General features: G+C 63.7%; 23 protein-coding genes and 1 pseudogene. 6 read left to right on the top strand and 18 right to left on the bottom strand.

Annotated elements, in window-relative coordinates; all coding sequences use genetic code 11:
* Positions 1–51: 51 nt before the first annotated feature.
* The 7 genes from QFZ60_RS10715 to QFZ60_RS10685 all read right to left on the bottom strand — a co-directional run bounded on the left by QFZ60_RS10715 (position 52) and on the right by QFZ60_RS10685 (position 8,594).
* Positions 52–1,608 carry a glycoside hydrolase family 32 protein gene (locus tag QFZ60_RS10715; protein ID WP_307090397.1) on the bottom strand — a complete coding sequence of 519 codons (1,557 nt, stop codon included), beginning with the start codon at positions 1,606–1,608 and terminating at the stop codon, positions 52–54.
* Complete coding sequence (locus QFZ60_RS10710) at positions 1,605–2,699, bottom strand: ATP-binding cassette domain-containing protein (protein ID WP_307090394.1); 1,095 nt, start codon at positions 2,697–2,699, stop codon at positions 1,605–1,607. Before QFZ60_RS10710 ends, QFZ60_RS10715 begins: the two co-directional genes overlap by 4 nt.
* Entirely contained in the window at positions 2,696–3,658 is a 963-nt protein-coding gene (locus tag QFZ60_RS10705; protein ID WP_307090392.1) for an ABC transporter ATP-binding protein, read from the bottom strand. The genes QFZ60_RS10710 and QFZ60_RS10705 overlap by 4 nt, the downstream gene beginning before the upstream one ends.
* Complete coding sequence (locus QFZ60_RS10700) at positions 3,655–4,593, bottom strand: ABC transporter permease (protein ID WP_307090390.1); 939 nt, start codon at positions 4,591–4,593, stop codon at positions 3,655–3,657. The genes QFZ60_RS10705 and QFZ60_RS10700 overlap by 4 nt, the downstream gene beginning before the upstream one ends.
* Positions 4,594–4,604: 11 nt before the next feature.
* Complete coding sequence (locus QFZ60_RS10695) at positions 4,605–5,582, bottom strand: ABC transporter permease (RefSeq protein WP_056333473.1); 978 nt, start codon at positions 5,580–5,582, stop codon at positions 4,605–4,607.
* 195 nt (positions 5,583–5,777) lie between these two features.
* Positions 5,778–7,445 (bottom strand): ABC transporter substrate-binding protein, encoded by a 1,668-nt coding sequence (locus QFZ60_RS10690; protein WP_307090386.1) that lies wholly within the window; start codon positions 7,443–7,445, stop codon positions 5,778–5,780.
* 78 nt (positions 7,446–7,523) lie between these two features.
* Positions 7,524–8,594: a LacI family DNA-binding transcriptional regulator gene (locus tag QFZ60_RS10685; protein ID WP_307090383.1), complete on the bottom strand. Its 1,071-nt coding sequence runs from the start codon at positions 8,592–8,594 to the stop codon at positions 7,524–7,526.
* Between the two features lie 171 nt (positions 8,595–8,765).
* Between QFZ60_RS10685 and QFZ60_RS10680 the strand changes: the two genes are divergently transcribed.
* The 3 genes from QFZ60_RS10680 to QFZ60_RS10675 all read left to right on the top strand — a co-directional run bounded on the left by QFZ60_RS10680 (position 8,766) and on the right by QFZ60_RS10675 (position 10,521).
* Entirely contained in the window at positions 8,766–9,068 is a 303-nt protein-coding gene (locus tag QFZ60_RS10680) for a hypothetical protein (RefSeq protein ID WP_307090381.1), read from the top strand.
* A 204-nt stretch (positions 9,069–9,272) separates the two neighbouring features.
* Positions 9,273–9,728: a substrate-binding domain-containing protein gene (locus QFZ60_RS21665; RefSeq protein ID WP_373427675.1), complete on the top strand. Its 456-nt coding sequence runs from the start codon at positions 9,273–9,275 to the stop codon at positions 9,726–9,728.
* A complete protein-coding gene (locus QFZ60_RS10675; RefSeq protein ID WP_307090379.1) occupies positions 9,643–10,521 on the top strand; it encodes an aldo/keto reductase in 879 nt (292 codons plus the stop codon). Before QFZ60_RS21665 ends, QFZ60_RS10675 begins: the two co-directional genes overlap by 86 nt.
* Here QFZ60_RS10675 and QFZ60_RS10670 read toward each other — a convergent pair.
* The 9 genes and pseudogenes from QFZ60_RS10670 to QFZ60_RS10630 form a co-directional block, all read right to left on the bottom strand.
* Positions 10,447–11,289, bottom strand: a pseudogene (locus tag QFZ60_RS10670) (carbohydrate kinase); the annotation flags it as partial. The gene QFZ60_RS10675 and the pseudogene QFZ60_RS10670 sit on opposite strands and share 75 nt — an antisense overlap.
* A gap of 28 nt (positions 11,290–11,317) precedes the next feature.
* Positions 11,318–12,835: a glycoside hydrolase family 32 protein gene (locus tag QFZ60_RS10665; RefSeq protein WP_307090377.1), complete on the bottom strand. Its 1,518-nt coding sequence runs from the start codon at positions 12,833–12,835 to the stop codon at positions 11,318–11,320.
* A gap of 23 nt (positions 12,836–12,858) precedes the next feature.
* Complete coding sequence (locus QFZ60_RS10660) at positions 12,859–13,770, bottom strand: carbohydrate ABC transporter permease (protein ID WP_307090376.1); 912 nt, start codon at positions 13,768–13,770, stop codon at positions 12,859–12,861.
* 8 nt (positions 13,771–13,778) lie between these two features.
* Positions 13,779–14,708, bottom strand: coding sequence for a carbohydrate ABC transporter permease (locus QFZ60_RS10655; RefSeq protein WP_307090374.1), 930 nt, complete (start codon positions 14,706–14,708; stop codon positions 13,779–13,781).
* Entirely contained in the window at positions 14,705–16,165 is a 1,461-nt protein-coding gene (locus QFZ60_RS10650; RefSeq protein ID WP_307090372.1) for an extracellular solute-binding protein, read from the bottom strand. The genes QFZ60_RS10655 and QFZ60_RS10650 overlap by 4 nt, the downstream gene beginning before the upstream one ends.
* Before the next feature lie 214 nt (positions 16,166–16,379).
* Positions 16,380–17,423, bottom strand: a complete 1,044-nt coding sequence (locus QFZ60_RS10645) for a LacI family DNA-binding transcriptional regulator (RefSeq protein WP_307090370.1) — start codon at positions 17,421–17,423, stop codon at positions 16,380–16,382.
* 236 nt (positions 17,424–17,659) lie between these two features.
* Positions 17,660–18,040 carry a RidA family protein gene (locus QFZ60_RS10640; RefSeq protein ID WP_307090366.1) on the bottom strand — a complete coding sequence of 127 codons (381 nt, stop codon included), beginning with the start codon at positions 18,038–18,040 and terminating at the stop codon, positions 17,660–17,662.
* 219 nt (positions 18,041–18,259) lie between these two features.
* Positions 18,260–18,709 (bottom strand): rhodanese-like domain-containing protein, encoded by a 450-nt coding sequence (locus QFZ60_RS10635; RefSeq protein WP_307090364.1) that lies wholly within the window; start codon positions 18,707–18,709, stop codon positions 18,260–18,262.
* Between the two features lie 301 nt (positions 18,710–19,010).
* Complete coding sequence (locus QFZ60_RS10630; RefSeq protein ID WP_307090361.1) at positions 19,011–19,613, bottom strand: TMEM175 family protein; 603 nt, start codon at positions 19,611–19,613, stop codon at positions 19,011–19,013.
* Positions 19,614–19,724: 111 nt separating this feature from the next.
* Between QFZ60_RS10630 and QFZ60_RS10625 the strand changes: the two genes are divergently transcribed.
* Positions 19,725–19,958, top strand: coding sequence for a hypothetical protein (locus tag QFZ60_RS10625; RefSeq protein ID WP_307090359.1), 234 nt, complete (start codon positions 19,725–19,727; stop codon positions 19,956–19,958).
* 23 nt (positions 19,959–19,981) lie between these two features.
* Here the strand turns inward: QFZ60_RS10625 and bioB are convergent, their stop codons facing one another.
* On the bottom strand, positions 19,982–21,028 hold the full coding sequence (gene bioB / locus QFZ60_RS10620; RefSeq protein WP_307090357.1) for a biotin synthase BioB: 1,047 nt from the start codon (positions 21,026–21,028) through the stop codon (positions 19,982–19,984).
* A 133-nt stretch (positions 21,029–21,161) separates the two neighbouring features.
* Complete coding sequence (locus tag QFZ60_RS10615) at positions 21,162–21,773, bottom strand: TetR/AcrR family transcriptional regulator (protein WP_307090355.1); 612 nt, start codon at positions 21,771–21,773, stop codon at positions 21,162–21,164.
* 276 nt (positions 21,774–22,049) lie between these two features.
* On the opposite strand from QFZ60_RS10615, the gene QFZ60_RS10610 reads away from it, so the two are divergent.
* Positions 22,050–22,313 carry a hypothetical protein gene (locus QFZ60_RS10610; RefSeq protein WP_307090353.1) on the top strand — a complete coding sequence of 88 codons (264 nt, stop codon included), beginning with the start codon at positions 22,050–22,052 and terminating at the stop codon, positions 22,311–22,313.
* Positions 22,314–22,528: 215 nt separating this feature from the next.
* The gene (locus tag QFZ60_RS10605; RefSeq protein WP_307090351.1) at positions 22,529–22,741 is read left to right on the top strand and encodes a hypothetical protein; all 213 of its coding nucleotides are present in this window, start codon (positions 22,529–22,531) and stop codon (positions 22,739–22,741) included.
* The last annotated feature ends 83 nt before the right edge of the window (positions 22,742–22,824 follow it).

The raw sequence follows: 22,824 nt of genomic DNA, 5'->3' as shown, positions 1-22,824 counted from the left end.
GGCAGCGTCGATGCTGCTGTGTGAGTGGTTGTTGATGTAGAGCCCGCGCGTTTAGGGAAAGAGGCTCCGTGTACCGTCAAAGATGCCGGCCATTGTCCATGCGTCCCGGGACAGTATTTGCGCCGTGCCCTCGGCGGCAAGGCTGACGTGTTCCCCGCCCAGCGTGGGGTAGACGCGGGCCGTGAGCGGGACGCCGTTGGCAAAAATTTCGACGGCGGACCGGTCCAGGAGGACACGAAGGTGCACCCGCCCTTCCGGCATGGGGACGGGTCCGGACTTTTCTTCGACATCAACGGTTGGATCAAGGCTGCTTCGGGTGCGGTCCAGGCGGAGCGTGCCGTTGTTGGTACCGTCAGTTGCCCTGCATAGCTCGATAACAGTCTCCTCGTTGGGGCTGCCGGAGGTGCCCCCCTCAGTGGAGCCCAGGACACCAAGCCGCAGCAGGGCGCCCGGTGCCAGTTGGAGATCCAGCTCGAGGTCGAGTTGCGTGCCGGACAAGCCAAGTTCCAAGGGCCCCGAAGTGCCGGTCAACACCTGCCCGGGCAAACGCACGTGGCCACGGCGCAGCTTCTCGATTTCCGGGACGGGTGCGAAGCGCAGAGAGCCGTCGTCTGCAGCCGTGACGATTCGCGGCAGGCTCATGACGCCGGACCAGCCGGCCTCCACCATGGCGGCATCACTTCGGCCTTCCTGCATCCAGCCGAACATGACACGCCGGCCGGACTCATCCTCGAACGATTGCGGTGCGTAGAAAAAGCGGCCTCCATAGTCGAGCCGGTGCAGCGCCCCGGGCTCGAAGGTGTCCCCGGCGTACCGGCCGGTCCAGTACAGCGGGTGGCGGGTGTCGCCGTCGTTCCAGGCGGAGAAGACCAGCACGTCCGGTGAGCCGTCGGAAGGTGCAGACCCCAGCGAACCCTGTCCGGCCCGGAAAAGGTCCACGCATTCCCACATGGTTCCCGTCCAGTCAGCGTCAGCAGGATCGCCATGCGAAGCATCGCCGATGAACAACGGTTCGATGTAGTTCCACGCCCGCAGATCTGCCGACTCGTACAGGAACGCCGTGCCGCCGCGCCCACGGATGCCTGAACCCACCAACTGCCGCCACTTCGACCCTTCACGCCAAACGCAGTGATCGCGGTAGGCCGTAATGTCTACGACAACCGGCGGTGCTGCAATCACGGGGTTTCCGGGGTCCTTGGTCCAGCTCAAAAGGTCCGGGGATCCTACGGCGACGCAGGGCAGCTCCTTGCCCTCGGACCGCCCCGAATACACCAGGGTGGGCGTGCCGCCGTCGTTCACCAATACTCCGGACCAGCAGCCCTCGGCGTCCGGCCCTTCGGACGGTTCCAGGGCAACAGGCTGGTCCGTCCAGGTGACGAGGTCGGTGCTGGTGGCGTGGCCCCACTGGATGCGGTGGTGGAACGCGCCCTCCGGGTTGTACTGGTAAAAGAGGTGGTACGTGCCGTTCCATTGGCTGACGCCGTTGGGATCGTTGAGCCAACCGGCCGGCGACACGAAATGGAAGCGTGGCCGGAGCGTGTCGGCTTCGGCTCGGCTAATCAACTCGTCCTGCGGGACAGTGGCGAGCGGGTGGGTCAGGTCAGTCATGCGGAGGCCTTTTCTTGGGCGTTCGACGCCGGGAGGTTGGGTTGCGTCGGTTCGCCCGCCAGGGCATGGCCGTCGCTGCCGGCCCACGGCCGGTAGAGGTGGCAGCGCACCCAATGGCGGTTTCCGGGGTCTCCAACCTGGTGCCGCACGGGTTCTTCCGCCGAACAGCGCTGGTTCGGGTCGCCGTCGTAAGCGCAGCTCGTCGAAGCCATGACGGCCTGCCGCAGTTCGGCCCGGCGGACAGGATCGTACGAGCCTGCGCGTGCCGGATCCGGGACAGCCGATACCAGAAGTTGGGTGTAGGGGTGCGCCGGGTTTGAGAGCAGGTCCAGGGATTCGCCTTCCTCAACCAGTTCACCGGCGAACATGACTGCCGTGCGGTCCGCCAGGTAGCGGGCGGACGCGAGGTCGTGGGTGATGTAGAGCATGGAGATGCCCTGCTCGTCGCGGAGCTTGCGCATCAGGTTCAGCACGCCGATCCGGACGGAAACATCCAGCATGGAGGTGGGCTCGTCTGCCAGGATGACCTGGGGTTCAACGGCGAGGGCCCGGGCAATCGCAACCCGCTGGCGCTGGCCGCCGGAGAGCTCGTGCGGATACGAGTCCAGCATGTCAGCCTGCAGGCCAACGGTGGTCATCAGTTCTTCGAGCCGGAGCCGGGTCTCCTCCCCGGAACCGCCACCCTTGCCATGGATCGCCAGCGAACGCCGCAGGAAGTGCTCGATCCTGTGCGCCGGGTTCAGGGAACCGAAGGGGTCCTGGAAGACCATCTGCAGCTGGGACCGGAACGCACGCGACGCCTGGAAACGGTCCCGCTTGAGGATGTCGACGCCGTCAACCAGGATCGCGCCGGAGCTCGGCTTCTCGAGCCGGGCAACACAGCGCGCCAGGGTGCTCTTGCCGGAACCTGATTCCCCTACAAGGGCCACGATCTCGCCGCGGTTAATAGTCAGGTCCACGCCGTGCAGGGCGCGGACCGACCCCCGGGAGAACAGCCCTCCGATGGGGAAGGACTTGCCAAGCCCACGGATTTCAAGGGCGGGGGTGCTGGTGGTGGACGCAGCCACCGGGGATGATACGGCGTGGCTCATCGTGCGGCTCCTGCCAGGTTTTCGGAATCAATCACTGACGCGTCGGCACCAAGCGGGGCCACGAAATGGCCGGGTGCTGCCTCGGTGAGGTCCGGGATGTTCCGGAACTTCACGCCGTCGGGCAGTCCTGTCAGCGGAACACGCGGCCCGGTGAGCGGCGGGAATGCGCCCATCAGCGCCTGGGTGTAGGGGTGGCGGGGGTCGGCGTAGACGTTCTGGGCCTTCGCGGTCTCCACGATCCTGCCGCCATACATCACGGCCATGCGGTGTGAGAGTTCCACCATGAGCGACATGTCATGCGTGATGAAGAGGACCGAGAACTCCAGTTCGCGCTGGAGATCCTTGATCTGAGCCATGATCTCCTGCTGCACCACCACGTCCAGGGCGGTGGTGGGTTCGTCAAGGATCAGCAGCGACGGCTTGAGCGCCACGGCCATCGCTATCACTGCACGTTGACGCATGCCACCGGAAAGCTGGTGCGGGTAGGACTTGAGGCGTGCGCGGTCAATCCTCACGAGTTCCAGCAGCTCACCGGCGCGCCGCAGGGATTCCTTGCGGGAATAGCCGGCGTGGGTGGTGAAGATGTCCACGATTTGTTCGCCGATAGTCAACACCGGATTGAGCGAGTTCATGGCTGACTGGAAGACCATGGCCACGTCCTGCCAGCGGAAGCGTCGCAACTCCTCCGGGCTCATCGCCAGGACATCCTTGCCGCCGAAGGAAATGCTGCCGCCTGCGATCTTCGCGGGATCCTTCAGGAGCCGCATGATCGAGTTGGCGATGGTGGACTTTCCGCAGCCCGATTCCCCTGCGAGGCCGAACACCTCACCGGTGCCGATGCTGAAGGAAACGCGGTCGACGGCGGTGGTGGAGCGGGTGTCGCCGATGTACTTGACGGTGAGGTCCTTGACGTCCAGGACGGGTTCACGGGAGCCGAAGGACACTTGGGAGATGGTCATTTGGAGGTGCTCCTTTCGGTATCTTTCGGGGTTTTGATCTTCCGCAGCCGCGGGTTGGTGACCTCGTCCACTGCATAGTTGATGAGGGCAAGGGCGAAGGCGACCAATGCGATGCAGACGCCCGAGGGCACGAACACCCACCAGTTGCCGGTCAGCAGGGCGCCTTCGTTGCCTGCCCAGAAGAGGTCGTTTCCCCAGGAGACCGTGCTGGCGTCGCCCAGGCCCAGGAACTCCAGGCCGGCCTGCGCACCGATGCCATAGATGACGCAGGCCAGCAGGGTCCCCATGACGATCGAGGCCATGTTGGGCAGGATTTCGCGGAACATGATCCTTCCGGCCCGTTCGCCGGACACCACGGCCGCGGCCACAAAGTCCTTGGAACGGATGGAGAGGGCCTGTGAGCGCAGGACGCGTGCTGAGCCTGCCCAGCCGGTAACCACGAGGACAAGAATCACGGTGCCCAGCCCCGGAGGCAGGAATGCGGCCAGGATGACCAGCAGCGGCAGGCCGGGAAGGAGCAGGAAGACGTTGGTTACCAGGGACAGCGCTTCGTCGATGAACTTCCCGAAGTACGCCGAGGCAAGTCCCACCAGGATGCCGATGAAGGTGGACGCGAAGCCCACGGTCAGTCCCACGAACAGGGAACTGCGGGAGCCGTGGACGGTCAGTGCCAGCACGTCCTGTCCCTTGGCTGTAGTTCCCAGCCAGTGCTCGGCTGACGGTTCCAGCGAGGCCATGGCGGTGATCCGGGACGGGTCGCCGGGGAAAAGCACCGGTGCCAGCAGGGCCAGTGCGATGAAGACGAGCATCACGGCCATGCCTGTGAGGGCTTTTTTGTTGGTGATGAGGCCATGGACGAAGCTGCGGTTCGGCTTGCGGGCCGCCGGGGTCTTGTCGGCCGTTTTGCCGGGTTGCTGCAGGATTGCGGTTGTCATGATGTGTTCCCCTAGTTGCTGCGCACGCGCGGGTCGAGGCGGACGTAGAGGATGTCCACCAGGAAGTTCGCCAGCAGCACGGCGGCGGTGATGGTCAGGAACAGGCCCTGCATGAGCGGGTAGTCGAGGCCTTGGACGGCGTTCAGGAGCTGGTAGCCGACCCCGGGGTAGGCGAACACCACCTCGGTGAGCAGCGCACCGCCCACCACGAATCCCAGTCCCATGCCGAAGCTTGTGACCGACGGGAGCATGGCGTTGCGTGCCGCGTACCGGAGCATGATGCGGCCCGGGCGGAGTCCCTTGGCTTCGGCCATGGTGATGTAGTCCTCGGAGTTGGTGGCGATCATGGTGTTCCGCATGCCCAGCATCCAGCCGCCGATGGAAACCAGCACGATGGTCAGCGCCGGAAGCACCAGGTGGGCGCCGACGTCGCCGATGAACTCCCACGTGAACCCGGGCTCCAGGCCGGCGGTAAAGGCGTGCCGGATGGGGAACCAGTTCAGGACGACGCCGAACAGGTACAGGGCACCCATCGCGAGCCAGAAGTAGGGGAACGAGCCAATGAATACGAGCAGCGGCGGAAGTGCGGAGTCGACCGCGCCGCCGCGGCGCCAGGCTGCAAGGACACCCAGCAGGTTACCCACGACGGCGGCAATCACCAGGGCGGTTCCGCCGAGCAGGAGGGTCCAGCCGATCTGGGACGAAATGACCTCGGTGACCGGGGTGGGGAACCGGGAGATGGAAACGCCCATTTGTCCGGTGAAGATGTTGGTCAGGTAGCCGATGTACTGCTCCCAGAGGGGCCGGTCATCGACACCCAGCAGCTTGCGCAGGGCCTCGATCTGTTCGGGCTGCATTCTGTCCTGGGAGCGGGCAAACATGCGGGAGACCGGGTCCCCGGGCATGAAACGCGGGAGCAGGAAATTCAGGGTGATGGATGCCCAGAAGGCGATCAGGTAGAAACCCAGGCGGCGCAGGATGAAGCGCACGGTTTCCCTCCATTCGGGAATTACGGAAAGTTTGGGGGCTGGCCGCCGGTTATCCGGCGGCCAGCTGGTGTGGGTGGGCCCACGCCGCCCGGGTTCCCTGGCCGAAGCGGAGCGAGGCCAGGGAACGCGGTGGGTGGGCCCACGCCGCCCGGGTTCCCTGGCCGAAGCGGAGCGAGGCCAGGGAGGCGGTGGGGACTACTTGCGCGGTTCCAGCGTGGTCAGTACCAGCACCGTGGTGGGCGACTTTACCGAGAGGGTGGCGTAAGGGTTCTCCTGGGTGGGCCAGCCGGTGAAGCGGGTGTCGTTGAAGGCGCCCCATTCCGGTCCGGAGAACAGCGGCACCAGCGGTGCGGCGTCGTTGTATTCTTCCTGCAGCTTGTTGGCGATGTCCTTCTGCTTGGACTGGTCGGCCTCCGCAGCGAATTCTGCCAGCAGGGCGTCGGCTTTGGTGTCGCCGAAGCGGTGGTAGTTGTCGAACGCCTTGGTGCCCACCGGCTTCACCGTGGCTGTGCCCATGGAGGCGTTGAAGTACTTGTACGGGCTGGGGTCATTGGCGCTCCAGACGATGCCGGAGTCGAAGTCGCCGGTCTCGTAACCGGCAACCACTGCTGCCCAGTCAGGGGACTCCACCTTGGCAGTGACGCCGACTTCTGCCAGGTTCTGGGCGATCACGTTGGCCACCGAGAGCCAATCGGAGGAGGTTGCGCCTACGGAGATCTTGAACTCGAACGGCTTGCCGTCCTTGAGCGCGCGCTTGCCGTCGGCACCCTTGGGGTAGCCCGCCTTGTCCAGAAGCTCGTTGGCCTTTTGGACATCCAGCTTGGTCCAGGTGCAGTTGTCCTTGACCTCGTTGTTCTTCCAGGTCTCGTAGTTGCCGGATAGTCCTGTGCAGTCTGCGGGCTTGGCGTAGCCGCTCATGCCGATCTTTGTGACCTGGTCCCGGTCAACTGCCATGCTCAAGGCCTTGCGGACATCCACATCGTTGAACGGTGCCTTGGTGGTGTTGAGCTGCCAGTTGATCATGGCGCCCGTCGCCGGGAACCAGTAGTGCCGGTGGTCCTTGTCCTTCGAGACGAAGGTCTTTTCGATGTTCGGGATGTACTGCGGGGCCCAGTCCACATCGCCGTTCGCGGCGGCGAGGTTGGCGCCGTCGTTCCCTGCAAAGGCGAGCATCTTGACACCGGCGATCTTCTGCTTTTCGGGCTCCCAGTAGTTGGGGTTCTTTTTCAGCACGAAAGACTGGGCCTGGAAGCTGTCCACCTCCGTGTACGGACCGGTGCCGACCGGTTTCGCGTTCGCGTCCTTCTCCGGATCGGGGAGCGCGGACCAGATGTGCTTGGGCAGGATGCTGAGCTGACCGACGTCGTAGAGGGCAGGGGACCAGGGCTTGTTGAAGTTGAACGTGACCTTGTTGCCTTCTGCGGCCACGCCGTCAAGGTACTCGTAGCCGCCCTTAAGCTTCTTCTGAAGCTCGAACGTGTAAGCGACGTCGTCGGCAACGAACGGCTGGCCATCGGACCACTTCACTCCGTCGCGCAGGGTGAAGGTGATGGACTTGCCGTCATCGGCGGCCTTCCATTCGGTGGCCAGCCACGGAACCGTGTCCCCCTTGGCCGGGTTGAAGATCAGCAGCGACTCATAGATGGACTGCTGGACCATCGGATTGACAGTGGGCGCGAACGGGTTGAAGTTCTGCACGAATGTGCCCATGTCCTCACGCGGGATGGTGAGAAAGGCGCTGGCGTTCGCCGCGGCGTCGGTGCCGGCAGGCTTGTTGGCTGCACAGCCGGTCAGCAGGAGTGCGCCTACGGCAAGTCCGGCTGCCGTCACGCGGGCAGCCATCAGGAATCGGGGTTGTGTCATGATGGGTATCTCTTTCCTATCTTCATCAGCAAGGTGAAGGGGTGGGGGAGGGGTTGCTCTTCGCTATTGATTTCGCGGTCAGACCGAAGAGCGTTCTAGCAGCGGACAGCCGACTAATTGCTGGTCGGCAGTTATCGGCTGTCCTGCTGTCAGGGCTGCGAGCGTCTGGACTCCCAGGGCGCCCATTTTTTCAAACGGCAACGCAACCGTGGTCAGCTTGGGCCTGAGGTAGGCCGCAATCAGTTCCTGGTTGTCGAAGCCAATCACGGCGATGTCTCCGGGGATGGTCAGGCCCCGTTCCTTGATGGCGTCGTAAGCGCCCATCGCCATGCGGTCGTTGAGGCAGAACAGCGCGGTTGGCCTGTCCTCCTGTGGGTAGCGGTCCAGGATGCGGCACGCGGCCTCATACCCGCCGTCCGCCGTTGCATATCCAGAGACCACGAGCTCGGGGTCCAGCTCCAGTCCGGCGTCGGCGAGTGCTTCGCGTGCACCCGCCAAACGCCCGATTGCTGCGGGAATGTCCGGGTCCAGGTTGATGACTCCGATCCTGCGGTGGCCGGCTTGGAGCAAACGTTCGACGGCGGTGCGGCCGCCGGCGCGTTCGTCCGGGACGATCGAGGGCAGCTTTCCGTCGGCGTCGAAGCAGTTGATTAGGACGGTGGGTACTTCCTTGGTGCTTTCCGGCACGTGCACGCCACGGTGGAACGTGGCTGCGTAGAGAAGTCCTTCCACGCGCTGCTCCAGCAGCTTCTCGGTCGCGGCGTCTTCCATACCCTGGTTGGGTCCTACGGCATCGGCCTGGTCGGAGGGCGCGATGAGCAGGAACTTGCGGTCCAGCCAGGCCTGGTCCTGCGCACCTTTGATGATGTCGACGGCGAATGGTGCCGTCACAATCTCGGTGACAATCCCATACCAGTCACTTCGCTGGGATGCCAGTGCACGTGCTCCGGCATTAGGGCGGTAGCCCAAGGCCTGAACAGCTTCGTTGATCCGGGCACGGGTTTCCTCGGAGATGCTGGCATTCGCGCGGTTACTCAGGACGAACGAAACCGCGGTCCGGGAAACACCGGCGTGCTTGGCAACATCATTCATGGTGACACCCCGCTGCCGCGCAGCCGCGGCAGGTTTCGAGGTAGTGGTCTTCGCCATTGAATGCTCCGGTGGTGGTGGTGGTGATGCTGCCAGGACAGGTAACGCGCGTTACTAACACTGCGTGTGATAGAGGTTACGCGCGTTACTTGAATGCTGTCAAGGGGTTGGTTCTGGACTTCATCGCGGTCTCCTGCATTGAGCCCTTCCGCGGGTGGATGCAGACCTTCAGTGCCCGTCCTGGCAAAGTGGTTTCTCGGAAAGGTCATCGGTGAAGCAGCGCAAACGCTCCGGGAAGCCGGGTTCGACGTGCTCCTTTTTGAGCTGGCCACCCTTGCGCAGCGGGAGCGGTTCTTCGGCGGTGCGCATCTGCATGGCCGGACCGACGGCGTCATCATCATCGCGCTGCAGCCCACCGGGGACGAGTTGGAATCGCTCCTTCCCAGGGCCAGACAGTGGCGTTGCTTGGTGCGGAAGCACCGGGCATTGGATCGGTATCAGTGGACAACGCCGGCGCAGGGCAGGCAGCCGTGAGGCACCTGCTGAATCTGGGCCACGAACGGATCGCGTTCATCGGCATCCGTGATGACGAGGGCAGCAACCTCGGCGGTGTCCCTCCCTTGCAGCGCTCATGGGCTATCGGGAGACCCTCTCCACGGCGGGACTAACCCAGGGCGTCACGCTTGAACAGTTTGATGGGAACAGTGTCGCAGGGGTGCCCTTGCCACGTCGCGGCTGTTGGTTGCGGAGCAGGTCCCGACAGCGGCTTTTGTTGCCTCCGATGAGATGGCCTTCGGCGTTCTGAAAGTCCTCCGCAAGGCAGGCCTGGATGTACCACGGGATTTCTCCGTACTGGGGTTCGACAATCATGAGCTCTGTGGCGTCGTGGACCTGACAACCATGGATCACGACGTAGCCGAGCAAGGACAGGACGCCGCCCGGATCCTCCTGGAGGTCCTGAATGGACGGTCCCCTGCTGCCATCGTGCGTCCTGTACGCCTGGTGGTGCGGGGGACCACTGCACCTCCCCGTGCACTGCGCTTGGCTGCCGGCACCCCGGATTCTCCCCCTTCCGCCGGACCCCCGGCACCCCTTGAAAGGAAACTTCATGCAATACCGCAAACTCGGCACCAGCGGTATGTACGTCAGCGCCATAGCCCTGGGCAACTGGGCCACACACGGCGAAACCGTTGACCAGGACCTCGCCACGGAATGCGTCCGCAAGGCGCTGGATTTGGGCATCACCACTTTTGATACGGCGGATGCGTATGCAGGCACCAAGGCCGAATCCATGCTCGGCGAGGCACTGAAGGGAGTGCGCCGCGAAGGCGTGGAAATCATGACCAAGGCGTTCTTTCCCACCGGACCGGGCAAGAACGACCGCAGGCTGTCCCGCAAGCACGTGATGGAATCGATCAACGGTTCGCTGAGCCGTCTGCAGATGGATTACGTGGACGTTTACCAGGCTCACCGCTACGACTACGAAAGCCCGCTGGAGGAAACCATGGGGGTCTTCGCGGACATCGTCCATGCCGGTAAAGCCCACTACATCGGCGTGTCCGAATGGACCGTGGAAGAGATCCGGGCCGGCGCAGCGCTGGCGGCCGAACTGGGCATCCGGTTGGTGTCGAGCCAGCCGCAGTACAACATGCTGTGGCGCGTGATCGAGCCCGAGGTAGTGCCGGTCTGCGAAGAGTTGGGGATCACGCAGGTCTGCTGGTTCCGGCGGCGGGCCGGCGTCCTTGGACCACAGGAAGCCGGGGACTGGATTATTTCCGGTCCCCGGCCGCGGGGAGGCGCCGTGCTAGAACGAAAGCTGGGGCTGATGCTGAAGCCTTGCTCGGAGTTCATCTTCAGTTGGAGGCCGGGCACCCGCCCGGGATACGGTGATCGCGGCCGCAGCGGCCGCTGTGCGTCCGAGCTGGTCAAGGACCGAGGGCGCGAAGCCAGTGGTTCCGCGGGTGAGGAGTCCCAGGATCAGGGCTGACATGTAGGAGTCGCCGGCGCCGATGGTGTCAACCACAGAGGTCTTCACTGCAGGGACGCTGAGGGAGGCGGTGGGTGTCGCGAGCAACGAGCCTGATGAACCCTTGGTGATGACGGCAAGATCCGTTCCCAAGCCCAGGATGTGCGTTGCCGTTTCCTCCAGGGTCTTTTCCGGGTAAAGCCATTCGGCGTCCTCATCGCTGAGTTTGACGACGTCCGTGAGGTATACCAGGTCCTCGAAAGTGCGCCGTGCTTCGGCGCGGGTTCCGAGCAGGTCCGGCCTGATGTTGGGGTCGTACGTGATGATGCACTGGCTGCGGAGTCGTTGGAGGATTGCCTTGACCGTGCCGGCGCCCGGTGAAAGGAAACTTGCGATCGAACCGGTGTGAAGGACCTTGGGCGGGGCGGGTGCCAGGTCCAGCGGTTCCACATCCCAGGTGATGTCGAAGGCGTAGCTGGCCGAACCATCGCGGGCGATCGTGGCGGTCGCCGTCGACGTTCTCTCCGGTGACCGGGAGCCGGGCAAAAGCGTCACACCGGCACCGCTGAGATGCTCCTCGAGCGCATCACCCCGGCGGTCAGCGCCCAGGGAAGTAAGCAGCCCGGTGCTGACTCCGAGCTGGGCAAGGCCGTAAGCGACATTGGCCGGCGACCCGCCTGGATGTTCATTAGTCCCCTCAGGCGTGGTCACGACGTCGATAAGGGCTTCCCCGATAACGACGACGTCCAGCACCTGCCGGGGAGGGGTGGGCTTGCCGTTGTTCTGCATTTCCGTTTTCCTTGCTTTTGGTGCTTCCCTACGCGAGCTGCGTGACCTTGATGCTGTTGATGGTTGCCGTGCCGGCGGCGGCGTAAACGGCGACGTCGGTGCTGGTTTCTGCGGGGAAGATCAGTTCGGTCATGGTGACCTGGCCGTCCTGGGCAAAGACTTCAACCGAGCAGTGGTCCACGAAGACCGTGAGGTCGTAGGACCCGTTCCTTGCCAGGATGGGAGCCGTGTCTTTCGAGCTGAAGGATGGGTGGAAGTCTGTCCTGCCGGATTCGCGACGGTCCACCAGCAATGTGGCTTGGCCGGGGCGGATGCCCACGCGGGTTCCCTTCGCGCCGTCTCCACGCAGGATGAGACCGAATTCCTCTGCGCTTCCGGGGGTGAAACTGACGTCAATGCGCTGGACCGTGCCGGCGGCGCCGGGCAGAACCTGCACGCCGTCGTGCATGGTGGTTCCAGAAAGGCAGAATGATTCCGGATCGGCCAGGCCACCCCGGTCGTTCGCGGGCTGCTGGACCAGGCACAGCTTTCCGTCGCTGGTCTGGAGCGAAATTTCGCGGGCGAGGCTCATAGGGCTGCGCCACGGCGCGGTGGGGATGTGGTTGGCGTATTCCCAGTTGTTCATCCAGGCGATCATGAGGCGGCGGTTGTCCGGGGCGTCGCTGAAGGAGACCGCGGCGTAGTAGTCCCGGCCCCAGTCCAGCCACTGGTATTCGCCCAGCCGGTCCGGGTCCTGGAGTCCTTCGGTTACGGTGCTGTCCGGGATGAAGGTGGTCCCGTCGAAGCCGCCCAGGAAGTACTGGCCGGCTGACCCCCCGTTGGGCCCGCCGGGGTTGAGGTTGACGGTGAGGACCCACTTGAGGTTTTCAGGGTCGCCGTCCACTGGCAGGGGAAACAGGTCAGGGCACTCCCAGACGCCGCCGGTGGCGTTTGCGGGGCCGAAGGTGCTGAGCAGTTCCCAGTGCTTGAGGTCGTCGGATCGGTAAAGCACCACCTGGAAGTCCGTGGCTTCCACGGCGACCATCACCCAGTAACTCTCCGTGCCGCCGTCGTACCTAAATACCTTGGGGTCGCGGAACTCCGCGGACCCGCGATTAAGGACGGGGTTGCCTAAGTATTTTGTCCAGGTGTGGCCCCCGTCCAGGCTGTAGGCCAGGGACTGGGCCTGGACGCCCTCATACGGCGAGCCCGGCTTGAAGGCACTGGTGTAGATGGCCACGAGCGGGGCAACGGAACCGCTGCCGAATCCGCTGGTGTTGCGACGGTCATAGACGATGCTCCCGGAAAAGATGTCCTCGTTGGCATCACAGGCGATGGCCACTGGGTGTTCGGTCCAGGTCAGCAAATCGGTTGAGGTGGCGTGACCCCATGACATGTTTCCCCAGACGTTATCCAGCGGGTTGTTCTGGTAGTACAGGTGATAGACGCCTTCATGAAAAATCAGGCCGTTGGGATCATTGAGCCAGGTGTTTTTTGCGGTGTAGTGCAGGGCCGGGCGGTAGCTTTCGGCTGTGGCTGCAGTGGGAGTCGAAGCAAGTGTATCCATGAGGTTCCTTGTGAGAGTCTGAGTTATTTGCTTGCGCCGGCCGTGAGACCTTCGCGCAGGGTGCGCTGGCCGAAGATAAAGACCACCAGTGCGGGCAGCATGGACAGGATCACGCCGGCGAGGACCACTGAGATGCTCCCGGTGCCGAGGTTTCCCTGGAGCGTGACCAGGCCGAGGGGGAGGGTGAAGTTCTGTTCGCTGATGGTGAGGATCAGTGGCCGGAAGAACTCGTTCCAGTGGAAATTGAAGGCCAGGATCCCCACGATTGCCATGCCGGGGACCGCCAGGGGGACGTAGACGGAACGGAAGATCCGCCATGGTCCGGCGCCGTCCAGGGCGGCCGCCTCTGCGAAGTCGTTTGGTAGGCCCAGGAAGTATTGGCGCATCAGGAAGGTGCCGAAGGCTGTGGGAATGGCCGGCAGGATCAGGGCCAGCAGCGTGTCGGACAGGCCCATCCCTCGAATGAGCATGAACACCGGGACGATCGTTACCTGAACCGGGACCATCATGGTGGCCAGCACCAGTGAGAAGATGGCGTTCTTGCCGCGGAAGTCCAGGCGGGCGAAGGCGTAGCCGGCCAGGGTGGCGGAAGCCATCTGGCCAAGCGCGATCAGTCCGGTCACCAGTGCGCTGTTCAGGACCAGGAGGCCAACGTTGATCTGCCTGAACACCTCCTGGTAAGCGGTGAAGTCCGGGTTGATGGGCAGGAAGGACGGTGGCAGGTTGAACGATTCCGACGGCGTCCGCAGCGAGGTGGACAGGGTCCACAGGACAGGCCCGAGGGTCAGCGCGGCTGCCACGGCCAGGGCCGTGTACCTGCCGACGGTTCCGGCGGCCGGCAGACGGCGGTTGCGGTAGCGCTTGGGGGTGGTCGGTGTTCCGGTGGTGGAGCCTGTGTGCTCGGTGGTCCCGGTGTGCAGGGTCTGGCTGGACATGAGGGACCTCACTGGTAGAAGACGAAGCGGCGGCTGAGGCGGAATTGCAGGGCGGTGACGGCCAGGATCAGCACGGTCAGTACCAGGCCAATGGCCGAGGCTTCGCCGAATTCCAGTTGCTGGAAGGCGGATTCGAAGATCACCATGACGGCGGTGCGGGTGGAATCGCCGGGGCCTCCGTTGGTCAGGACGTAGGGCTGGTCGAAGACCTGCAGGGCACTGATGATGGCCATGACGGAGGCGACGAGCACCGTGGGGCTGATCAGCGGAAGGGTGACATTGCTGAACTGTTTCCAGCCTGTGGCGCCGTCCAGGTTCGCTGCCTCGTGCAGTTCCTTGGGGATGTTGGTCAGCGCGCCGAGGAAGAGCAGGAAGGAGAATCCGAAGTTTTGCCAAACATAGACCAGGACGACGACGGCGGCGGAGGCCGCGGGGCTGGTCAGCCAGGGCACTGCCGGAATGCCGACGAGCGACAGCAGCCAGTTCACCACGCCGAACTGTTCGTTGAACATGTAGCGCATGAAGATGGACACCGACGCGGCGGAAAGGACCAGGGGAAAGAAGAAAGTGGACCGGAGGAACACCCTGAGCCAGGACGGCATTCTGGCCTGGAGCATGGAAGCCAGGCTGAGTGCGATGCCGAGTTGCAGGATGACCGCGACGACGACGAACACGATGGTGTTCATGAAGGACACGCGGACGGTGGGGTCCTGTGCCAGGGAGGCGAAGTTGGCGAAACCGACGAACTGGGGTGCGGAAATGATGTCCCAGCGGAAGAAAGCCAGAACCAGCGATCCGATGATCGGCAGGAACGTGAACAGGGCCATCCCCAGCAGCGTGGGCGCAAGGAAAATCATTGCAAGCCATCGCTCAACGAATGAGCGGCGCGCTGCCGGTGGTTTAACCGTGCGGCGTGGGGCGGTGGACGTGGTGGTCATGAGTTCCTCCTCAGGGCCAGCTCAAGATCGCGCTGGAGGGTACCCATCGCGGCCCGCACATCAGCGGAGCTGCCGCTGACAGCGGTGGAAACGTTCTTCATCAGGGCAGTTTCGACGGCGGCCTGCTGGGGCGGAGCCGGGATGGGGCCGGAGGTGGGGAATTTGTCGAGGGTGTCGTAGAAGACTTTCCAGTGCCGGGGCCCGGTGGCGGCGTAAAAGGACTCGTTCACCATCGAACGGCGGGTGGGAGTGGTGTTCGGCTTGGGCATGGCCAACTGCATCGCCTCGCGGCTGGAGCAGAACTTAACCCATTCCCAGGCGGCATCCTTGTCCTTTGCCGTGCGCATGATCGCATAGCCGGCAGCGCCGAACTGATGCCGCTGCGTCCGCCAGCGGGGGAAGAACTGGACATCGAACTGGTCCGCAGTCATTCCTGCTTCATGCAGGCCCTGCGCCCAGTAACCCCCTGCCGGCGTGGTGCCGATGCGGTTGTTGCCGAACAGGCCAACCAGGGCGTTTCCGCCGCCGGATTCAGGCCGTACGCCCAGTCCTTCGGACACGAGTTCGCGGATGTAGTCGAAGGTTTCGATAACCCGCCCGTCTTCGGCGTTGGGAGCCTGCCACAGGTAGCCGCCGCCGCGGGTGGCCCGGGCTGGGTCGGTAGGGTAGAAACGGTCCCAAAGCCAGTCCCCGCCGGGAGCCTTGGTTTCGGTGAGGAAGCTGGTGTCGTTGGCGTAGAGCCACGGCACTACTCCGCCGAAAAGCCGGTTGGTCCAGTAGTACGGGGTGAAGTCGGTCGGGCGTGCTTTCCGCAGGGCGCGGAGGGTGGCGCTGAAGTCATCCTGCGTCCAGTCGTCCTTCGGGCGGTCAAGGCCGGCCTGGGCGAAGGTTGTGGTGTTCAAGTACATGTTCGCCGCGTTCCAGTCCAGCGGAAGCTGGTAAAGGCTTCCCTGGTACATGAAGGCTTCCAGCAGGCTCGGGTGGACGTCGTCGAAGTAGTCGCTCATGTCGGCTGCGTCCCGGCGGACATAATCATCCAGCGGCTCGGCAAGCTTGTCAGCGAACAGCTGGGCGCCCTCGGTGGCCACGTAGACGACGTCAGGCGGTGTTCCAGCGGCCACCATGGTGAGGATTTTGGAAAAGAAGTCCTTCCAGTCTGCGCCCTGGATGGCCTGCAGCTGCACCGGAATCTCTGGGTGGGCGGAGGTAAACGCCTGAACCAGCCCCTGGCGGGCTGCTGCGTCGGCCGAGGTGCCAAGGATGGCGATGTTCAGGGCCTTGCTCCCGCGGCCCGGAATGTCAGTCCCCGTCAGTCGGGGCCAGGCGCCCACCGTGGCTCCCGCAACAGCCAGGCCGGTAAGGCCCAGCATAGAACGCCGCGTGAGCTGCGAAAGTCCGTTATGGGACGGCGGCCCATATGAGGGAGTTGGTTTCCCCGGTGTCTTTTCAGACGTCATTGTCGGCTCCTCCTAACACGTGTTAAGTAGCGTAAGTACCGCACCTAACACGTGTCAAGTAGGACTTCTGCTGGAGCTTCATTGAAGACGAATTACGTGGGCGAGCCAGCGGCGATACACGGACATCAGGCTCCCGCCGGAGGCTGGGCAGGTCATCTCTGGCCTAACATTTCAGCACCGACGCAATGGGGAAACGGCCGCCAGGTCCGCCAGGTTAGCCGGCCGGGACCGCTGCAGTGGACGCCCGCGGGATGATCCGGCAGGGCATGTAGAGAATTCCTGCTTCCACTTCCTCAGCTGCCGGAGCTTTTCCTTCCACGGCGTCCAACAGCAGGGACATGGCCGCTGCTCCGATTTCGGCGTGCGGAAGCGCCACCGTGGTGAGGGCGGGGACAAGGTTGGCAGCGAGGTTCTGCTGGTCGTCGTAACCCACCACGGACAGATCCTGCGGTACGCGCAGTCCTGCGGCAGCGGCGTAAAGCAAAACGCCGGTGGCAACCCTGTCGTTGGAACAAATGATCGCCGTCGGCCGGTCCTTGCCGCCCAGGACGGAGGAAGCGGCCCGGTAGCCCTCGTCGATGTCCCATCCGGTCAGGTGGACATGCTGTTGTTCAGGACCGAGCCCCGCGTCGGCCATGGCTTCACGGTAGCCCTGTTCGCGCTGCGGTGCGGCGGGGGAGCTGAGAGTTCCGGTCAACAGAGTGATGCGGCGGTGGCCCAGGTCAAGGAGCAACCGTGCCGCAGCGCGTCCGCCGTCGACCTCTGCCGGTATCACTGACTGGAGCTGGGACTCGACATCGGTGCAATTGGCCAGAATGGTCGGCAGGGTGAGCATCGCCGGCGGGGCGGTAATTTCGCGCAGGCTGCCGGTGGCGTACATGATCCCGTCGACCTGCCGGTGCACGAGTTGCTCCGCCGCAGCGCTATCGCGGGCCGGGTCATGTTCCGTGTCCACTACCAGGACCATGTATCCCCGGGCCAGGGCCGTGCGTGAGGCGCCACTGATCAGCCGGCCTGCGAAGGGGCTGGTGACGATGTCATCCGTGATGATGCCGATCGTTGATGTCTGCTGGTTGCGCAGGCTGAGGGCAACGGAGTTGGGCGTGTAATTTAGCTCCGCCGCGGCGCGGCGCACCCTCTCCTGGCGTTCGGCGGTGACGTTGCCGTCTGCCCTGCCATTGAGTACCAGTGACACTGCACTGCGGGACACCCCTGCCCGTCGTGCCACATCCAGTGCTGTTGCTTTGCGCTTGGCCATGCTGATCCATCCCCTGCCTTTCGGCTTAGCATACCTAACTCGTGTGAGGCGGGGGCGGTCAGCGTAAAGGATGCGGGAGCTGCGTTGAAGCGAGCTTCCTTCTCTCAACAGGTTGAAGAAAGCGTGCAGAGAGCGTGTGCGTTGTCCACGGTCTTGGCTCCGGAGTGGCAATCCTGTGCCCGGGCGGGGACGTCTGTCCAGCCGGAGAGGGGTGAATTGGACTTTGTTCGGGTGCCTCAGCTGATGAAGGCGGTCATACGGATCGAAACAAGTATTCCCGGCAGGTCGACGCCGAGCTTGGCCACGTAGCGTGTGGGAGGGTCCTGGGGGAACCACCGTGCATACTCTTCATTTAGTTCCGCGAAGTCCGACGGATTACCAAGCAGCACGCCGACCTCTACTACGTCGCCCAGGCCTGTCCCCGCTGCTTCCAGGATGGCCTCGCAGTTCGTAAGAGCCTGACGCGTCTGGTCTCGAATGCTGTCGCCCGCGAGCTGGCCGTTGCTTGGATCGGTGCCAACGGTCCCCGAGACGAAAATGAATGGTCCCGCTTTCACACCCTGGCTGAAGAACGGCGAACTCGGTGCCTTTGCCGATCTAACGATGTCCCTCGTCATGGCCGATCCTTTCCGTGGCCCAGTGTGGTGGCAGCAGAATGGCAGCCATCGCTGGCAAGCGCAACCCCTTGCCCTCTGCTTACCCAAGGGTTCATACCGCGCGTCCACCACTTGGCCGCGATGTACCGGCAAGCACCGGCCTGCAGGCCCTTTAACGACCCGGCCCGTCATTCTGTGGATGATTGGCCGGTTCTTTATAGGCCTACCTCAAGCGGGTATTTATTCGGACTGCTTGCGCAGCGCTGCCCAGGCCTGGAAACCGCCGATCAGGTCGGTGGCACGTTTCAGTCCCAGCCGTTGCAGGGTGTGCGCGGCGAGGCTGGAGCTGTAGCCCTCGTTGCAGACAACGATGATCCGGCGTCCGGGGTCGTCCGCAATCGGGAGCCTGTGGGGGCTGGAAGGGTCGAGCCGCCACTCAAGAACGTTTCGGTCAATGACGACAGCTCCGGGAAGCTCACCGTCGCGGTCCCGCTGATCGACGGGGCGTGTGTCCACAACAAGGGCGCCCGCTGCCATCTCCCGCCCGAGATCCGCGGGGTGAACGCGTTCAAGTCCGACGCGGCTCTCGACGAGCAGTTGGTTGATAGTAAGAGTCCCGGGGGAGTCGCTCGAATCTGAACCGGGCTGAGAGACTGCGACGCCGTCGTCGGAAATATCAGACTGCTTCACGGTTTTCCTCGCTTTGCCTGCTGATCGCTCTGGGTTCCACCCTGAAGCGAAACGAGGAGCTGCTCTTTGTCCCCAATTATCACCGCCCAGAACCTGATCGTGGGTTTTTCTTCTGAAAGGCCGGGCACGTAGCGCGCAGAACGGGGACTCTCTGGGGGTGCGGTGGTGCTGGCAATTAACGCCTTCAACCGGATCTCAATCAGCAGTGCCTACACGGTTGGACGCGAACGTAGGCCTGCAGGCGGTGGCTGCCAAAGACTGTCATGACGGAACCATGCGTCTTTGGCCTGCCCGTGCCGCCCTAGCTGTTTCCAACGTCACCGTGGTGGGCCGAGGCGACGAAATGCTCCACGCGGCGGTCCGGCACCAGCCAGATCAACGCCACGACTGTATAGACGGCAATTCCGAGCAGGGGCTGGGCAAGGGTAAGCGCGATGCCAAGAAGGTAGATCAGCGGGGACGCTTTGCCCTTCCAGTCCCGGCCGACAGCCTTGGCGAGTGCCCCGTCCCTGCCCTGCACGGCGATCAGCCGGCGTTCGAGGATGAAGAAGGCGATCGCGGCTAACAGCAGATTGATGCCGTAAAGCAGGACAGGGACCTGCATGAAACCGGATTCATCCATCCACCGTGTGGTAAACGGAAACAGCGACAGCCAGAACAAAAGGTGGAGGTTGGCCCACAGGATACCGCCGTTCACCCGGCTCGCCAGGTGGATCATGTGATGGTGGTTGTTCCAGTAGATGCCCACGTACACGAAACTCAGCAGGTAACTGAACAAGGTGGGCAGGATGCCGGCCACACCTTCCCACGTTGGTTCCTCGGGGACGTGAAGTTCCAGAACCATGATGGTGATGATGATCGCCAGGACGCCGTCGCTGAATGCTTCGAGGCGGTTCTTGTTCATGAACTGGGTCCTTTCGGATGGCCCTCTGATGCTGTTTCTTCAGAGTGCAATCGACCGTTGCGGCGCTATGGGCCCGGGAATGGCGGGCTCGCTGCCAGCCAGCCTAACGCGATGTCATCTTTGGACGCCTTCCTGGACCAGCGTTTCCCCCGCTCCATGGCGGGAGCACTCCGCCGTCCAGCCCAGCGGTGTTACCTGTACCTTCATCCGGCGCCCGCAGGCCGCGCAGTAGCGCGGCGGCTCCATCGTCAGGCGCTCGCCGCAGCGGTGGTGGACGTACGACGGCGGCCCGTCGCCGCCGTCGTACGCCTCGCCGCAGTGCCCGCAGAAGTTTCCCGCGGCTGAACCTGCGGGGAGTGGAACGCTGTTCACAGCGTCTTCTGGAGTTCCTTGATGGGCATGTTGAGGTCCACGAGCAGGTTCAGGTCTGCGGTGGCGGGGCGGCCGAGCGTGGTGAGGTAATTTCCCACGATGACGGCGTTAATGCCGCCGAGCAGGCCGTCCCGGGTACCGAGGTCACCCAGGGTGAGCTCGCGGCCGCCCGCGTACCTCAGCACGGTGCGGGGCATGGCCAGGCGGAAGGCGGCGATGGCGCGGAGGGCGTCCTTGCCGTCCATGATCTGTTGGTTTTCCAAGGGCGTTCCGGGCCTGGGGTTGAGGAAGTTGAGCGGGACCTCGTGCGGCTCCAGTGCCGCGAGCTGGGCGGCGAGTTCGGCACGCTGCTCCAGGCTTTCGCCCATGCCGATCAGGGCGCCGCAGCACAGTTCCATGCCGGCCTCCTTGACCATCGCGCAGGTCTCCAGCCGTTCGTCATAGGTATGGGTGGTGACCACTTCGGGGAAGTAGCTGCGCGCTGTTTCCAGGTTGTGGTTGTAGCGGTGCACGCCCCAGTCCTTGAGCTGGTCCACCTGGCGCTGGGTGAGCATGCCCAGGGAGCAGGCGATGTTGATGTCTACCTCTGCTTTGATGCGGTCAATGGCGAACTTGATCTGGTTCATCAGCTTGATGTCGGGGCCGCGGACGGCGGCGACGATGCAGAATTCGGTGGCTCCGGTGGCTGCTGTTTCCTTGGCGGCCTTGACCAGTTCCGGTATATCCAGCCAGACGCCGCGGACGGGGGAGTCGAAGAGGCCGGACTGGCTGCAGAAGTGGCAATCCTCCGGGCAGCCGCCGGTCTTGATGGAGATGATTCCTTCCACCTCCACGTCTTCGCCGCAGTGCCGGAGCCGGACCTGGTGTGCCAGCTCCAGCGCCGCGGGGAGTGCCTCGTCCGGAAGGCGAAGGACCTCTTCGAGCTGGGCCTGGGTCAGGCCGATGCCGTCCTCGAGGACCTGCACGCGGGCGGTCTCGAGGATCCCATACCCTGTGCCGGTGCCGCGGCTCGGTGCGGTGGGAAGGTTTGGCTGGATGGTCATTAAGTCGTCCTTCACGTCTGCTTGGAATATCCCTTAGAGCAGACGCTAGTTCTCCTTTGATGAGCCTATTTTGGAGGGGTCCAACAAAGAATGGGGTGATTGGGCCGACGAAGGCGCCCACTACAGGGCCGGCTCAGGACTTTCCTGAGTCTCCAGGAAGAAGCAGGCGGACCTGGGTCCAGATGTCCTGGACAATGTCCTCGATGCCGGCGGCGGGATCCGGGCTTCCTGCCATGCCGAGGAACATCATTGCCGAGACGACGTGCGCCGTGGTGGCGGCATCAGCGGCGCTGAGCCTGCCCCTGCGCGCCAGGACGGCAGCTATGGCCTCCTCGGTTCGCGCGACGATGTGCAGGGCTTCCCGCTGGCGGGGCTCAGAGGAATCGCCGAAGACCATCTCCTTCAGGTAGGTGCGCCCGTTTTCGACCTGGACCCGGTTGCACTCCAGGATCGGCTGCAGGATGGCCATCACCGCATCGAGTTCATCCGGAATGGTTTCAGCGGCGGCGCGGCCCCGCTCCAGCGCTTCGACGTAGTGGGCATTCTGCACCAGCAGGAGGAGCTCGCCCTTGGACTTCGCGTAAAGGAACAGGGTGCCGGTGCCTATATCGGCCCTGCCGGCGATCTGCTGCGTTGTCACTTCCTCCACGCCGTGTTCGGCGAACAGCTCACTGGCTGCGGCGGTGATGCGGTCCAGCTTCTGCTGCTTGTTCCGCTCGCGCCGCCCGGGGGCCGGGAAGAGCACCCCGCGGCTCCGGCAAAGGCAATCAGCAGGCACACGGCAAAGGCAAGACCTGATTGCCTTTCCTTCCTTCCCACATTTCCATGGTGGTCACGCCCATAGCGCAAGGCAGTGGTGCGACGATTGACAGCACCGCCGGGCCGGAGTATCACAGCCAATGGCGGGTCCAATTTCGGGCCGCCGCAGACAATTGTGCATGCACCGGCAGGGCAGGGGTGCCGTTCCCCATTGAGGGACCGGGCCCGCCAACGGTGCGGCACGCTTCAAAGGAGAAGCGCCATGACTGTTGCCCATATCCTTCACCGTGTTGCCGACTACGACGCGTGGCGCAAAGTTTACGACTCGGTCGGTGACATGCAGAAAGACGGCGGGGTAACCCAGGAATCGGTCCACCGTATGATCGACGACCCGAACAATGTCCTCGTCATTCATCATTTCGATACCCTGGAGACCGCAAAGGCGTTCCTCGGCAGAAGTGACCTCAGGGACGCCATGCACCGCAGCGGTGTCCAGGGAGAACCGCGCATCGAGCTCTTCGAATAACGCCAATCCTGAAGTTCCTTCCGTGCGGGCTTTGCCCCCGGAAGGACCCGCCGAGGGCGGGTTGACTGTCGACAATCAACACAACCTCAAGATTGGAGCAATAAGTCCCGATGATGGACGAAATACCTTCCGTCTTCCCGTAGTGCTTTTTAGAGTGTCCATACAGGCATTACGTCGGGGGACATTCCCCCGAAAGAGCAGGTCAAGGGGAGGCCATGAGCACAAGCAAGCCGCTGACACCCAAGGACGCCCGTGCTGCAGCCCCGGGAATGGGCGGATCTCCTGTACCCGCACCGCCCAAACAGCCCTTGGTAGCACCCAATGCCGTTCATCAAACGTCGACGTCCAGAGGACGTGAACATGAGGTGCAGCGCCTGATCCGTGACCTCGCCGTGCTTGCTGCCACGCGCCGCCCGAAAGCCTCGTAGGCGCGACGCAGCAGCGCTGCTCACGGAGGAGGACGCGCCCAACTTTCTTCTGTCACTGCCGCTGTCCTTTGGGATATGCTCCT

The sequence above is a fragment of the Arthrobacter sp. B2I5 genome (assembly GCF_030816735.1).
In the GTDB taxonomy this organism is placed as follows: Bacteria; Actinomycetota; Actinomycetes; order Actinomycetales; family Micrococcaceae; genus Arthrobacter.
This window is presented reverse-complemented; position numbering and strand designations above follow the sequence as displayed.

What these genes read in the sequence shown, in the direction of transcription:
- QFZ60_RS10715 (WP_307090397.1), bottom strand. Translation starts at nt 1,608, where the DNA reads ATGACTGACCTGACCCACCCGCTCGCCACTGTCCCGCAGGACGAGTTG.
- QFZ60_RS10710 (WP_307090394.1), bottom strand. Translation starts at nt 2,699, where the DNA reads ATGAGCCACGCCGTATCATCCCCGGTGGCTGCGTCCACCACCAGCACC.
- QFZ60_RS10705 (WP_307090392.1), bottom strand. Translation starts at nt 3,658, where the DNA reads ATGACCATCTCCCAAGTGTCCTTCGGCTCCCGTGAACCCGTCCTGGAC.
- QFZ60_RS10700 (WP_307090390.1), bottom strand. Translation starts at nt 4,593, where the DNA reads ATGACAACCGCAATCCTGCAGCAACCCGGCAAAACGGCCGACAAGACC.
- QFZ60_RS10690 (WP_307090386.1), bottom strand. Translation starts at nt 7,445, where the DNA reads ATGACACAACCCCGATTCCTGATGGCTGCCCGCGTGACGGCAGCCGGA.
- QFZ60_RS10685 (WP_307090383.1), bottom strand. Translation starts at nt 8,594, where the DNA reads ATGGCGAAGACCACTACCTCGAAACCTGCCGCGGCTGCGCGGCAGCGG.
- QFZ60_RS10675 (WP_307090379.1), top strand. Translation starts at nt 9,643, where the DNA reads ATGCAATACCGCAAACTCGGCACCAGCGGTATGTACGTCAGCGCCATA.
- QFZ60_RS10665 (WP_307090377.1), bottom strand. Translation starts at nt 12,835, where the DNA reads ATGGATACACTTGCTTCGACTCCCACTGCAGCCACAGCCGAAAGCTAC.
- QFZ60_RS10660 (WP_307090376.1), bottom strand. Translation starts at nt 13,770, where the DNA reads ATGTCCAGCCAGACCCTGCACACCGGGACCACCGAGCACACAGGCTCC.
- QFZ60_RS10655 (WP_307090374.1), bottom strand. Translation starts at nt 14,708, where the DNA reads ATGACCACCACGTCCACCGCCCCACGCCGCACGGTTAAACCACCGGCA.
- QFZ60_RS10650 (WP_307090372.1), bottom strand. Translation starts at nt 16,165, where the DNA reads ATGACGTCTGAAAAGACACCGGGGAAACCAACTCCCTCATATGGGCCG.
- QFZ60_RS10645 (WP_307090370.1), bottom strand. Translation starts at nt 17,423, where the DNA reads ATGGCCAAGCGCAAAGCAACAGCACTGGATGTGGCACGACGGGCAGGG.
- QFZ60_RS10640 (WP_307090366.1), bottom strand. Translation starts at nt 18,040, where the DNA reads ATGACGAGGGACATCGTTAGATCGGCAAAGGCACCGAGTTCGCCGTTC.
- QFZ60_RS10630 (WP_307090361.1), bottom strand. Translation starts at nt 19,613, where the DNA reads ATGAACAAGAACCGCCTCGAAGCATTCAGCGACGGCGTCCTGGCGATC.
- QFZ60_RS10625 (WP_307090359.1), top strand. Translation starts at nt 19,725, where the DNA reads ATGTCATCTTTGGACGCCTTCCTGGACCAGCGTTTCCCCCGCTCCATG.
- bioB (WP_307090357.1), bottom strand. Translation starts at nt 21,028, where the DNA reads ATGACCATCCAGCCAAACCTTCCCACCGCACCGAGCCGCGGCACCGGC.
- QFZ60_RS10610 (WP_307090353.1), top strand. Translation starts at nt 22,050, where the DNA reads ATGACTGTTGCCCATATCCTTCACCGTGTTGCCGACTACGACGCGTGG.
- QFZ60_RS10605 (WP_307090351.1), top strand. Translation starts at nt 22,529, where the DNA reads ATGAGCACAAGCAAGCCGCTGACACCCAAGGACGCCCGTGCTGCAGCC.